The sequence below is a fragment of the Janthinobacterium algoris genome (assembly GCF_051380935.1).
Classification (GTDB): domain Bacteria; phylum Pseudomonadota; class Gammaproteobacteria; order Burkholderiales; family Burkholderiaceae_D; genus Janthinobacterium.
Map to the genome: position 1 here is coordinate 231,654 of NZ_JBNYXZ010000004.1, position 12,463 is coordinate 244,116.

Sequence of the window (12,463 nt, forward strand, 5' to 3'; positions counted from 1 at the left end):
GTATATCCCTTTATTCAGGAGTCTGGCATGGCAAACGCAATTACCGCACCACGATACGATCCACTCGTCACAGCAGAACAACTGGCTACCAAATCGGTCGCGGCGCAAAAGGCGGCTCTGGCGGCTCAGACCACGCTTGCCAACAACACCTCCAGCGCGCTGGGCAACCTGAAATCGGCCATCTCGGCATTCCAGCTGGCGATGACGACCATGACGTCCAGCAAATCCGTGTTAAGCCAGTCCGCGACCTTCAGCAATACCGCGTATGGCACGGCCACGGCAGGCATCAAGGCGGCGCCGGGCAGCTACGCGTTCTTTGTCGAACAACTGGCCACGGCCAGCCAGACTTCGTATGGCGGCTTGAGCAGCACCACGCCCGCCAACGGCGGCAACATGACCATCCGCATCGGCGACCCGCTGGCCGCTGTCACCGCCGACAACGCCTTCGACATCGACCTGGCTGCCGCCAACAAGGATGGCGACGCCTACTTGACGCCGCAGGAAATCGCCGCCGCCATCAATGGCAACAGCAAGAATAATGCGCGCGTCACGGCTTCCGTCATCAATATCGGCAACCAGGCGCAACTGGTGCTGACGTCGAACCTCACCGGCGTCGCCAATGCCGTTTCGATCGACACCAACAGCGTGACGGATCCGGCGTTGCAGACAGCGCTGCAGAGCGACATGAAAAACCTCGTGGTGTCGAAGGATGCCATCGTCTGGCTGGGCGCCCAGGGTTCTGGCACCAAGATCACCCAGGCATCGAATACGTTTACCAACGTGCCCGATGTAAAAATGACGTTCACCAAGGCCATGACGGCAGGCGAGAGCCCGATGACCGTGACCGTCGGCACCGACAGCGCCGGCACGATTGCCAATGTGCAAGCCTTCGTCGATGCCTACAACAAGCTGAAAGGCGTGATGGATGGCCTGGCCAGCCCCGGCAATCCGCAGAAAAACATCGCCGCCGGCATCTTTGCCCACGACTCTGGCTTGAACGCGCTGCGCTCCAGCATGGGCGATGCCTTGCGCCTGAACGTCGATGGCGTGTCGCTGGTGGCGTATGGCATTACCGCCCAGCGCGACGGCACCATCAGCCTGAATACCGCCAAGCTGACGGCCAAGCTGGCGGACAACCCTGCCGGTTTGGACAAGCTGTTCGGCAATAACAGCCTGTCGGCGCCTGCCGGCGTGCTCGGTGGCCTGGACAAGGTGCTGGGCCAGTGGAGCAATGTCACCAAAGGCCAGATCACCCAACGCATGGCAGCGACGGACAAGTTGCAGAAAAGCCTGGCCAAGAGCAGCGAGCGCCTGACCAATCAGTACAACACTGCTTACAGCCGCTTCCTGGACCAGTATTCCCGCCTGCAGGTATTGCAGGAGCAAATGATCCGGAATTCTGACATGTTCGATGCCATGTTTAATAACAGCAAAACCTAAGGCGAACGTGCCAGTCGCGCCGCCACAGTTAACATAGCGAGAAGATAATAATGTTGAACAATGAAGCTTACGGCAGCTACCACGCCGTCAACCTGGATTCCCAGACCGCCCGCGCCACACCGGTCGAACTGGTGCTGGTGCTGACGGACGGCCTGCTGGAAGAACTGGCGCGCGCGCGCGGGCATATCGTGGGCAAGCGCTACGAGCAAAAGGCCATCAGCCTGGATAAATGCACGCAGATCATCAACGGTCTGTCGAGCTCGCTCGATTTCGACAATGGCGGCGAAGTGGTGGTCAACCTGGCGCGTCTGTACGACTACTGCGTGGCGCGTCTGTACACGGCCGGCATCAAGCTGGACCCGACGCTGATCGATGAAGTGACGACCTTGATGACCACCATCAAGCGTGGCTGGGTGGGCGTCCAGGCCAACAATGCCTAGGCGCGCTGCGCTGCAGCAGCTGAGCCTGCAATTCAGCGCGGCGATCGCGCAGCCGGACTGGGATGCGATGGAAAAACTCTCGGCCAGCCTGGCGAAAAACATCCCGCTATTGGCTGAACGGGGCGCATGGACTGCGCTGGAACACACAGAATTGTTGCAATTGCGCAAAATTCACGCGCAAGCGGTTAAAATTTGCTCTGAGGAAAAAGAACGCCTGGGCTTACACCTGGGTGCATTACAGGCAAATAAGGAAGGTTGGGTCGCCTACGCCGCGCTCGGCGAATACGACACTGAAGGGTATCAAGCATGATCATGAACTTCAACACGGCGCCGGCCGCTCCGGCACCGACGGCCAATGCGGCGCCAGCGCCGACACAGACGACCACCTTGCCCGGCACACCGGGCTATGGCAGCATTGTGCCCGCCGCCACCAATGGTGCCGTAACCGCCGCCCTGCCCCTGTTTTCGCAGGTGCTCGATGGCGCAGGCGAGCCGACGGCCGATGCCGATATAGCTGAACCGGCCAAAGAGAGCGACAGCCAGGCCGACAGCAGCCTGCCAGCCATGGCCGCCCCCGTCCTCGGTTTGCCCGTGACGCTGCTGCCACCGGCGGACGCGGCAGCAACGGAGGCACGCGCCAGCGCGCAGGCGCAAGCACAGACACAAATGATGCAGGCGAATGTGGCGCAGGCCAACCCGGCACTCAATATCAGCCTGCATCCCGCGGCCATCACCCTCACCGCGCAGGTAACGGCGCAACCGGCAGGACGCGACATGCGCGAACCGCTGGCAGCCGCCAACCCGGCAACAGCTGCCAAAGGCAGCGCGCCGGCACAGCCTTTCGAATCGCTGCTGCAGCAAAGCACGCCGGCAACAGCCGTCGCCGCCCCGGCCGTTGCCACGCGCGAAGGCGAACGTGGCGCCGCGACGCCGGCGCCCAACCTGGGCCTGACGGGCGCGGTCGGCAATACCGCCACGGCGGCCCCGGCCGGCGATACCATCAAACTCAACGGCCCGGCCCAGCAATGGCAGGAACCGCTGCGCGAAGCGCTGGGTGAACGCCTGCAGACACAGATCGGCCGCAACAGCGAACACGCGACGATTCGCCTCGATCCGCCCATGTTGGGCCGCATTGAAATTTCCATCCGCCACACGGCCGGCGCGCTGCAAGTGAACGTCACGGCGTCGAACTCGGAAGTCTTGCGCCAGTTGCAAGGCATCGGCGAAAACATGCGCAGCGACCTGGCACAGCGTCAGTACACCGACGTGGCAGTGAATATCAGCGCCACCCCGCGCAGCCCTGCCGCCCAGGCGTTTGCCGAAGGCGATGCGCGCGGCCAGCGTCAACCGGGCCGCCAGCAGGACGATGCCGAGCCGGGCCGAGCCCTGTCCGACGGCAGCACTGCCGCTACCACTTACGCCATGCACGAGCGAGAGACTGCCTGATGAATATGAAAATGAAACTGATCGCCGGCTTTATCGCCGTGGCCGTGCTGGCCGCCGGTGCGGCTGGTGGTGCCATGTGGTACCTGGCCAAGCCGGTCGCCGGCCATGCCGAGGTTGCCGAAGCAAAAGCCCCGCCACCGCCCGCCACGGGCAAGAAGGCCCGCAAGTTCCTCACGCTGGACAAGGTCATCGTGATGCTGCGCCGCGGGCCCGGCGACGGCGAAACGCATTACCTGTCGGCCGACCTGGTGATCGCCACCACCGAGGAAAAGGAAAAGCTGACCAAGGACCACTTGCCGCTGATGCGCTCGATCGCCGTCAGTACCTTGTCGAGCTTTCCCATGGACAAGGCACAGACCATGACGGTGGAGCAATTTGCCGAACAGATCAACAAGGCCTTCAATCTCAGCTATGAACGTGAGCAGATGGAAAAACCCTACACCGAAGTCATGGTCGGCAAGCTGATCATTGAATAAGCCAACACGCCAGACGACCTAGTGGGAGATCCCGTGGCCTATGTAGAGCAATACCAGGAAGCGTATGGCGCCGGAGAATACGCCGCCGCCAGCGCTTGCGCGGCCGCGCTCAGTGTTGCTGAAGAGCAACAGCATCTGGTGGCGTATGCCCCGTTGGTGAAGCGCATCGTGCGCCAGCTCAATGCGCAAGTGTCGGGCGCCATCGACCGCGACGACATGGAACAGATCGGCCTGATGGGCTTGCTCGAAGCGCTGCGTCGCTACGGCGTGCCGGACCAGTCTTTTGGCAGCTATGCCAGCCTGCGCATTCGTGGCGCGATCCTCGATGAACTGCGGCGCCAGGACTGGCGCCCGCGCGCCGTGCGCCAGGAAAGCCATCGCCTGCGCGACAGCGTGCGCGCCCTGACCCGGCGCCTGGGGCGCGAGCCGCTGGAAGCGGAAATCATGGCCGCCCTGAAGCTGACGCCCGAAGCCTTCTTGGAATACCAGCTGGCGGAAAACGCCGAGCTGATCATCAGTTTCGACGAAGTGCTGCAGGAAAGCCTGGGGCAGGCCGACAGCGCACCGAGCCCGGAAGAGCAATTGATGGTGCGGCGCAGCCTGGAACAGGCGCTGCGCGCGCTCGACGAACGCGAGCAGCGCGTGATCCAGATGTATTACGAATTCGAACTGAGCTATAAAGAAATTGCCGCCGTGCTAGACCTGAGCGACGCCCGCGTCTGCCAGCTGAACAAGACGGCACTGGGCAAGATGAAAGCCATGCTGCAAGACGCATAGAGGTTAAGCGGTAGTTCGGCAATAGTTTCAGCAAGACCCATCAAATTGACGCAGCACAATGACGCAGAAAGGCAGTTGACATGGTAATTATCGGTATCTTAATCGTGATGGGGTGTGTATTCGGAGGCTTCGCCCTGATGGGCGGCACCGTCCACGCGATCTGGCAACCGGTCGAGTTGATCATCATCATCGGCGCCGCCGTCGGCGCGCTGGTGCTGGGCAACCCCAAGCATGTACTCGGTGAAATGCTGCACCAGATGCGCAAGATCGTTACGCACAAAAAGCAAGGTTCGGAATTCCAGCGCCAGTTGCTGCTGCTGATGTATGAACTGCTGCAAACGGCCGCCGGCGGCCTGAAGGCGCTCGACGCGCACGTCGAGGCGCCGCGCGAAAGCGCCCTGTTCCAGCGCTATCCGCTGGTGCTGGAAGAGCCGAAGTTGCTGGCCTTCATCGTCGACAACTTCCGTTTGATGGCGATGGGAAAAATCAACGCGCATGAACTCGAAGGCGTGCTGGAGCAGGAACTCGAAGCCATCCACGACGAGCTGCTGCAACCGTCGAAGTCCCTGCATAAAATCGCCGAAGCCATGCCGGGCTTCGGTATTCTGGCGGCCGTTCTGGGCATCGTGATGGCCATGAATTCCGTGGCCGACGGCGCCGATGCGGCGGAAATTTCGGAAAAAGTGGGTGCCGCCATGGTCGGCACCTTCATCGGCATCTTCTTTTGCTACGGCGTGCTCGATCCGATGTGCAACATGATGAAACAGCTGGTGGGCGAGGAAGGCTCGACCATGGAATGCGTGAAGGTCGTGCTGGTCACGCACGTGGCAGGCAAACCGCCCCTGCTGGCCATCGATGCGGGCCGCCGCCTGGTGCAGCTGAACATCAAGCCGAGCTTCGCCCAGCTGGAAAGCTGGATCAATGCGCTGGAAGATGGCGGCGCCGAACAAGAGCAAGGCCAAGGCCGGGGAGGCCGCCGTGCTAAAGCCGCATGAGAAACATGAACAGGCCATCATCAAGCGTGCTGGTCGCAAGCATGACGACGATGGCCATGGCGGCGCCTGGAAAGTAGCGTTCGCCGACTTTTGCCTGGCCTTGCTGTCGCTCTTCCTCGTGCTGTGGCTGATGGCCGCGCGCGAGCAGCAGGCGATGAAGGAAATCATGATGGACGCGTCGGCAGGCAGCCGCCAGGGCGAAGGCCAGGGCGTCATGCCGGAACAGAAGGGCGGCCCGCGCGGCAGCCTGATCGAGCGTTTCCCCATGCCCCGCAAGGGCACGGGCGACACGCGCACGGAAGGCAAGCAGACGCAGGACGGCAAGGCCGGTGCCGCGCCGCAGAACCAGACGAAAGTCAGCTACCAGTCGCCGGAAGACTTGATGTCCTTGTCGCGTGCGCTCGACAAGCTCAGCGACGAAGCGGGACTGAAAAGCAATCTGCAGTCGGTGATCACGCCGTACGGCTTGCGCGTCATGCTGCACGATACGGACAAGCAAGGCATGTTCGTGCGCGGCAGCGCCGTGCCGACCGACCGCTTCCGCAAGCTGCTGCGCCAGATGGGGCCTGTCTTCGCCCAGATGGACAACCAGATGCTGATCGTCGGCCACACCGACTCGATGCAATACGCCAATAACGGCTATGAAGGCTATTCAAACTGGACGCTGTCGGCCAACCGCGCCATGTCGGCACGCGCGCAATTGTTGATCGGCAGCATGAATCCCGAAAGCGTGCTGCAAGTGGTGGGCATGGCCGACCGCGCGCCGCTGGACGTAAAAAATGCCAGTGCCGGCATCAACCGCCGCATCGAACTGTTAATATTGACGCGTGGCCAGGCAGACAGCATCGCCGCCATGTTCGGCATGGCCGGGCAAAAGGCACAGGGCGACGAGCTACAGGTGGGCGAACCGGACTCGGGCACTTTGCAACGTCTGCGCGAGAAACTGGGCCTGCCTGCAAAGAAGGAGCGCGATGAGCATGCAAATTAAGGGCAAGGGACAACGTATGAAAATCTCCTCCGGCAATACCGGTGCTGCCGTACGCAGCAGCGCCATCGCGCCGGCCGAGGCGATCGCCGAGAACGCGGGCGCCGCCGGCGTCATGCAAGGCTCGTCGGCCGGGGCGGAATTGCAATCGGCCGTGCTGCAACCGGCCATGGCCGCCCTGCGCGCCATGCCCGAGATCGACCACGAGCGCGTGGCCATGCTGCGCGATGCGCTGGCCAAGGGCGAATTGCCATTCGATCCAGCGAAACTGGCAGGCCTGATCCAGCGTTTCCATGGCGGTGAATCGTGACCGCAGCGCGCAAGGGCATCACGCGTCAGGAAGCCGTACGCCGCGTGCTGCAAGGCATGACGGACGACAGCGTCGGCTACGCCGCCCTGCAAACATTATTGGAAGAGCAATTTCAGGCCACCTTGCACCACCAGAGCGCGCAGCTGACGGTGCTGGCAGACCAGGTCATCGCCGCCGTCGAGCCCCTCGATGCGCGCCGCCGCCAGCGCGTCAGCCTGGTCACTGCCCTCTTCGGCCCGCAAGGCGATATGCCGCAGTTGTTTGCATTGTTGCAAGAAGAAGCGCGCAACAAGGCTGAGGCAGACTGGGCCGCGCTGGAGCAGATGGTGCTGGAATGCAAGCGATTGAATACCCGCAACAGTGATTTATTAACAGAGCAGTACAGCATCATGCAGCGCGTGCTGCATGGCGAGGAAGATACGTATGCGCCAGGCTGATTTCCCCACACCCCGCGCCACGGCGGCGACACCATCGACGGCGGCAACGCATGCAGTGCAAAGCAATATGCGCGCCACTGACGCCACCAGCTCCAGCGGCAATTTCAGCGGCGTGTTCCGGCAAGTGCAGGGCGAGGTGGCGCGCTTCATCGAACAGGGCGGCGGCAACGCCACGAGCCTGAGCCCGCAAGGACGCGCCTACCTTGAGCAGAGCCAGCCCGTGAATGTGCTGGGAAGCATCAACCGGGGCGGCGAGATCGGCGAAGTGCAGCAGCAGTTCCTTGCCTCGATCAAGCCGTGGACGGAAGAAACGGGCGCGCGCCTGGGCGTGGCGCCGGACATTGTCGCCGCCCACGCCGCACTGGAATCGGGCTGGGGCCAGCGTCCGCTGCGCCAGGGCACGGGCGCGGACACGCATAATCTGTTCGGCATCAAGGCAGGCGGCAAATGGCAGGGCGACGTGGCCAGCAATGTCACCACCGAATACGAGGCGGGCAGCGGTACGGCGCTGAAGAAAACCGAGCGTTTCCGCAGCTACCCGGACCAGGCCAGCGCCTTCCGCGACTATGCCCAGGTATTGCTCGACAACCCACGCTACCGCGCTGCCCTGAACACGGGTGCCGACGCGGGCGCCTTCGCGCAAGGCCTGGCGCGCGGCGGTTATGCTACCGACCCCCACTACGCCACCAAGCTGACGCAGCTGGCGACGCGCTTGCAGCGCACGGCCGCCGCCGACTGACTTTCCTTAACGGCCGGCAATATCGGCCGGTTCCACCACGCCCGCATCGACCACTCTGGCACGTATCACCGTGCCGCTGGCGGCGTTGCGCACGCGAATCACCTCCCCCAGCGCGCCCGGGTCCATCGCTACACCGGCCATGCTCACTTCCACCTGCTCCTTGCGCGCCACGATATTCACCGCACTGCCCCGCTTGATCAACATGGGCGCAGCCAGCTGCCCCTGGCGCAGCACTTCGCCGGCGCGCAAGCTGCGCCGGCTCGACAGTCCGACGACGCCGGGCAAGGAAGAAATACTGTCCGGCACCATCGTCACATCGCGCCGCGCCAGAGTCACGTCGCCCGCCTGCAACGGCGTATTCGCCGTGACGGGTGCGCTGGTGACGGCGACCTGAGCCGTAATGCTGCCGCGCGCCAACATTTCGTAACGCCAACCGTTGCTTCCAGGACACACTGCGACAAAGCGCATGCGCTGCGCCGAACGGCTGTCCGCCGTTTCCAGCGCGACAGGCGCCGCGCAAGCCGGCATGGGGCGCGTGCTTTTCACCACGGCCACCTGAAACTGCGGTTCCAGCAATCCTGCCGTGCCTGCCTGCTGCGCCAATTGCTCTCGCGCCAACTGTTCCACACGCGAAAATATATTGTCGGCTGGCAATTCTGCGCGACCTGCACTACTATATAGGCTGGTCAGTAAAATTAGTCCAGGAAGCAGTATGTGACGACATGGCACCTTGTTCCACATCATGGAATAGTTCTCAAAGTAAATCATTGCTAACCTTAATCAAAAAGACTGAAGCGGCATGACCTTACCATGCGTCAACATGACCAGGCTGGAATTTTACTTCTGCACCACCTATTTTCTGGCCCGAACCGCAAAAAGCACGATCGAATTCAATACAAAGGATGACCATGGGGATTAATTTCAAGGATGCGCTGGGCGTGCACGCTGATGCACTCGCGCTGCGTGCCGACCGTACCCGCGTGCTGGCGGCCAATATTGCCAATGAAAATACGCCCGGCTTCCAGGCCATGGACATGGATTTCGGCAGCGCCCTGCAGCAGTTGCAGGACAACGAGGCCGGCCTGCTGTCGACCGATGACGATGCCAGCGCCCTGTACCGCGTACCCTACCACCCCAGCCGCGACGGCAATACCGTCGAAATCGGCGTCGAGCAGGCGGCGTTCTCGCAGAATGCCACCGACTTCCAGACCAGCCTCACTTTCGTTAACATGAAACTGAAGGGTCTGTCCAAGGCCATTTCCGGCCAATAAGGATCAGCATGAGCTTCCAGGATATTTCCAAGATCGCCGGTTCGGCGATGGCGGCGCAAACCGTGCGCCTCAATACCATCGCCAGCAACCTGGCCAATGCCGATTCCGTTGCCGGTTCCGAAGGCGAAACCTATCGCGCGCGCAAACCCGTGTTTGCGGCCGTGATGGACGGCCCCGGTGCCAGCGGCGCCGGTGGAAGAGTACAGGTGCTCGACGTGGTGCAAAGCGATGAACCGCTGCGCAAGGTGTATGAACCGGGCCACCCGATGGCCAACGCCGATGGCATGGTGTTCTATCCCAACGTCAACCAGGTAGCCGAGATGACCGACATGATGTCGGCTTCACGCGCCTTTGAAACCAATGTCGAAGTTCTGGGCCGCATCAAGTCGATGCAGCAATCGCTCCTCAAATTAGGTGAAGCATAATCCATGGAAACCAATCTCTTTACAAATAACACCAGCGGCAGCAACAGCGGCAACAATGCCGTCAAGTCGCAGAGCAATGCCACCCAGGACATGTTCACCAAATTGCTGGTCGCGCAGATCAAGAACCAGGATCCCCTCGCGCCGACCGATCCAAGCCAGTTCGTCAATCAATTGACGCAGCAGGCGCAGACGGAAGCGATGCAAAACCTGTCGGCGCTGACCAGCGCCAATGCCAGCGTGCTGCAATCGATGCAAGTGCTGGCCCTGGGCGCGCAAGTGGGCTCCGAAGTGATGGTCAACAGCGAAACGGTCCAGCTCGACAAGAGCAAGGTCAGCGGCAGCATCGCGCTGGCCGCCAGCACCACCAAGACCACCGTCACCCTGAAAGGGCTGGACGACAAGGAATACAAGATCGAACTGGGCGCCAAGGCGGCCGGCACGGTGCCATTCACCATCGATCCCGTGGCCTTGGGCTTGCCTGCTGGCACCTATAGCATGAAGGTCAGCACCAGCGGCACTGAAAAACCGACGGTCGACATCGCAGGCAAGCTCAACAGCGTGCGCCTGTCGTCCGGCGGCAGCATGATACTGAGCGTGTCGAACCTGGGCGAAGTCAACCCTGGCGCGATCACCGGCTTTAACGGCAAAACGGCCTGATCCGCTCGCCCCTTCGTTTCCTGAACACTAATCTCGTCCTTCACTAAAGGAAGTCAACATGAGTTTCGACATCGCCCTGTCCGGCATCCAGTCCATCAACCAACAGTTGAACAGCACCAGTAACAATATCGCCAATGCCGGCACCTACGGCTTCAAGAGCAGCCGCGCCAACTTCTCGGCCATGTATGCCGGTTCGCGCGCCACGGGGACGGAAATCGGTTCGATCACGCAAAGCATGTCGCTCAATGGCGGCGTGCTGAACACGGGCCGCGCGCTCGACGCAGCCATCGACGGCCGCGGCTATTTCGTCGCGCGCGATGCGCAAAACACCATGAGCTACAGCCGCGTCGGCATCTTCTCGGCCAGCAGCGACGGCAAGCTGATCGATTCGAACGGCCGCCTGGTACAGGGCTATGCCGCGGTCAAAGGCAGCACCACCCTGGGCACCATGGGCGACATGCTCATTCCGACGGGTCAGATTCCCGCCGTAGCGTCGACCAAATTGGCATATGCGGCCAACCTGTCGTCCGAATGGACTATCAAAACCCCGGTCTTCAGCAAGACCAATGAGCTGAGCTACAACAGCGCCAAGTCCTCGATCGTCTACGATTCGCTGGGCGCCAAACACTCGCTGGGCCAGTACTTCGTCAAGACGGCAACGGGCGTGGACGTGCATTACACCTTCGACAACGCCGATGTGACGCCGGTGACGAGCATGACCTTCGACACGAATGGCAAACTGGTGACCGGCACGTCTGCCACGCCAGTGCTGCCGACGCCGGCCGGTGCGGCGGCGCTGTCGATCGCCATCGATTACACGGGCACCACCCAGTTTGCCGGCGAAGCGACCACCTCGACCGACCGCGCCGACGGCTATGCCTCGGGCACTTACACGGGCGTGGAACTGGCCGATGACGGCTCCGTCGTGGCGAAATACACGAACGGCCAGAAGCAAAGCATCGGCGTGATCGCCCTGGCTACCTTCCCCGACGAAGGCGCGTTGACGGCCGTCAACGATACCAGCTGGGTCGCCTCGACCACCTCCGGCACCGCCATGTACGACCGTCCAGGCGTCGGCATGGCCGGCAAACTGGTGACGAGCTCGCTGGAACAGTCGAACGTCGACATCACCTCCGAACTGGTGGGCCTGATGACGTCGCAGCGTAACTACCAGGCGAACTCGAAGGTGATCTCGACCGAGAACGCCATGCTGCAATCGCTGATGCAAGCGCTGTAATCCACGATACGCAAAGGTAAAGAGCAATGGATGCGCTGATTTATACCGCCATGAGCGGGGCCGACCGTGCCCTGCGGGCACAGCAGGTACACGCCAACAACCTGGCCAACATCGAGACGGGCGGCTTCCGCGCCAACCTCGAAGTGTCCACTGCCCAGCCGCTGCAAAACGGTTATGGCTACGACGACCGCCACATGACGCAGACGCAGTCGAGCGCCATCGGTACGCGCACGGGCGCCATCAAGGAAACCGGACGCGAACTCGACGTGGCCGTCACGGGCCCCGGCTTTCTCGCGGTACAGTGGCAAAACGGCGAAGCCTACACGCGCGCCGGCGCCATGGACCTCGATGAAACGGGCGCGCTGACCCTCAACGGCCGGCCGGTGCTGGGCGAAGGCGGCCCGATCACGATTCCCGAGCATACCAGCCTGTCGATCGGCGCCGATGGCACGATTTCCATCCAGGTGCCGGGCACCGCGCAAATGCAAACCGTAGACAAGCTCAAGCTGGTCAACGCCGAAGGAGGCGAACTGACCAAGAACGAGGCGGGCCTGATCGTGGCGCGCAGCGGCGAAGACTTGCAGGCTGACCCGACGGTACGTATCCGCGACCGCCACCTGGAAGGCAGCAACGTCTCGGCCGTCGAGGAAATGGTCGCCACCATGAGCCTGAATCGCAGTTTCGAGATGCAGATGAAAGTATTCAAGGCCAGCGATTCCATGACCGAATCTGGCAACCGCCTGCTGGGCGCCTAAGAATGCCTGACATAAGCTACTGCGCGTTGCGATTTGCGGCCTGCGATGCTCACTGTGCTCAAGCACAGTTGCG

17 protein-coding genes are annotated in these 12,463 nt (G+C 62.0%); 16 read left to right on the forward strand and 1 reads right to left on the reverse strand.

All coding sequences use genetic code 11. The features are described from left to right. Positions 1–27: 27 nt before the first annotated feature. From fliD to ACQ4W7_RS07955, 11 genes are all read left to right on the forward strand, one after another. Positions 28–1,440, forward strand: a complete 1,413-nt coding sequence (gene fliD / locus ACQ4W7_RS07905; RefSeq protein ID WP_426072948.1) for a flagellar filament capping protein FliD — start codon at positions 28–30, stop codon at positions 1,438–1,440. A gap of 50 nt (positions 1,441–1,490) precedes the next feature. Continuing rightward, positions 1,491–1,880 carry a flagellar export chaperone FliS gene (gene fliS / locus ACQ4W7_RS07910; protein ID WP_034757830.1) on the forward strand — a complete coding sequence of 130 codons (390 nt, stop codon included), beginning with the start codon at positions 1,491–1,493 and terminating at the stop codon, positions 1,878–1,880. Continuing rightward, the gene (locus ACQ4W7_RS07915) at positions 1,873–2,190 is read left to right on the forward strand and encodes a hypothetical protein (RefSeq protein ID WP_436529634.1); all 318 of its coding nucleotides are present in this window, start codon (positions 1,873–1,875) and stop codon (positions 2,188–2,190) included. Before fliS ends, ACQ4W7_RS07915 begins: the two co-directional genes overlap by 8 nt. Further along, on the forward strand, positions 2,187–3,326 hold the full coding sequence (locus ACQ4W7_RS07920; RefSeq protein ID WP_436529636.1) for a flagellar hook-length control protein FliK: 1,140 nt from the start codon (positions 2,187–2,189) through the stop codon (positions 3,324–3,326). The genes ACQ4W7_RS07915 and ACQ4W7_RS07920 overlap by 4 nt, the downstream gene beginning before the upstream one ends. 11 nt (positions 3,327–3,337) lie before the next feature. Next, positions 3,338–3,802, forward strand: coding sequence for a flagellar basal body-associated FliL family protein (locus tag ACQ4W7_RS07925; protein WP_426072951.1), 465 nt, complete (start codon positions 3,338–3,340; stop codon positions 3,800–3,802). Positions 3,803–3,835: 33 nt separating this feature from the next. Then, a complete protein-coding gene (locus ACQ4W7_RS07930; protein ID WP_436529638.1) occupies positions 3,836–4,579 on the forward strand; it encodes a FliA/WhiG family RNA polymerase sigma factor in 744 nt (247 codons plus the stop codon). 80 nt (positions 4,580–4,659) lie between these two features. After that, the gene (gene motA, locus ACQ4W7_RS07935; protein WP_034757817.1) at positions 4,660–5,574 is read left to right on the forward strand and encodes a flagellar motor stator protein MotA; all 915 of its coding nucleotides are present in this window, start codon (positions 4,660–4,662) and stop codon (positions 5,572–5,574) included. Beyond that, entirely contained in the window at positions 5,501–6,562 is a 1,062-nt protein-coding gene (locus ACQ4W7_RS07940; protein ID WP_426072953.1) for a flagellar motor protein MotB, read from the forward strand. Before motA ends, ACQ4W7_RS07940 begins: the two co-directional genes overlap by 74 nt. Positions 6,563–6,578: 16 nt before the next feature. Continuing rightward, positions 6,579–6,869: a flagellar biosynthesis anti-sigma factor FlgM gene (flgM, locus tag ACQ4W7_RS07945; protein ID WP_436529641.1), complete on the forward strand. Its 291-nt coding sequence runs from the start codon at positions 6,579–6,581 to the stop codon at positions 6,867–6,869. After that, positions 6,866–7,306, forward strand: coding sequence for a flagellar export chaperone FlgN (flgN, locus tag ACQ4W7_RS07950; protein ID WP_436529643.1), 441 nt, complete (start codon positions 6,866–6,868; stop codon positions 7,304–7,306). Before flgM ends, flgN begins: the two co-directional genes overlap by 4 nt. Further along, entirely contained in the window at positions 7,293–8,045 is a 753-nt protein-coding gene (locus ACQ4W7_RS07955; RefSeq protein ID WP_426072956.1) for a glycoside hydrolase family 73 protein, read from the forward strand. Before flgN ends, ACQ4W7_RS07955 begins: the two co-directional genes overlap by 14 nt. Positions 8,046–8,051: 6 nt before the next feature. Here the strand turns inward: ACQ4W7_RS07955 and flgA are convergent, their stop codons facing one another. Next, positions 8,052–8,672, reverse strand: a complete 621-nt coding sequence (gene flgA, locus ACQ4W7_RS07960) for a flagellar basal body P-ring formation chaperone FlgA (RefSeq protein WP_426073143.1) — start codon at positions 8,670–8,672, stop codon at positions 8,052–8,054. A gap of 281 nt (positions 8,673–8,953) precedes the next feature. On the opposite strand from flgA, the gene flgB reads away from it, so the two are divergent. The 5 genes from flgB to ACQ4W7_RS07985 are packed head-to-tail and all read left to right on the forward strand — an operon-like array spanning position 8,954 to position 12,390. Beyond that, complete coding sequence (gene flgB, locus ACQ4W7_RS07965) at positions 8,954–9,316, forward strand: flagellar basal body rod protein FlgB (protein WP_034758109.1); 363 nt, start codon at positions 8,954–8,956, stop codon at positions 9,314–9,316. An 8-nt stretch (positions 9,317–9,324) separates the two neighbouring features. Further along, positions 9,325–9,741 carry a flagellar basal body rod protein FlgC gene (gene flgC / locus ACQ4W7_RS07970; RefSeq protein WP_034757795.1) on the forward strand — a complete coding sequence of 139 codons (417 nt, stop codon included), beginning with the start codon at positions 9,325–9,327 and terminating at the stop codon, positions 9,739–9,741. A 3-nt stretch (positions 9,742–9,744) separates the two neighbouring features. Continuing rightward, positions 9,745–10,398: a flagellar hook capping FlgD N-terminal domain-containing protein gene (locus ACQ4W7_RS07975; RefSeq protein ID WP_426072957.1), complete on the forward strand. Its 654-nt coding sequence runs from the start codon at positions 9,745–9,747 to the stop codon at positions 10,396–10,398. Positions 10,399–10,456: 58 nt separating this feature from the next. After that, complete coding sequence (locus ACQ4W7_RS07980; protein WP_426072958.1) at positions 10,457–11,635, forward strand: flagellar hook protein FlgE; 1,179 nt, start codon at positions 10,457–10,459, stop codon at positions 11,633–11,635. Positions 11,636–11,661: 26 nt separating this feature from the next. Next, entirely contained in the window at positions 11,662–12,390 is a 729-nt protein-coding gene (locus tag ACQ4W7_RS07985; RefSeq protein ID WP_426072959.1) for a flagellar basal body rod protein FlgF, read from the forward strand. Positions 12,391–12,463: the final 73 nt, after the last annotated feature.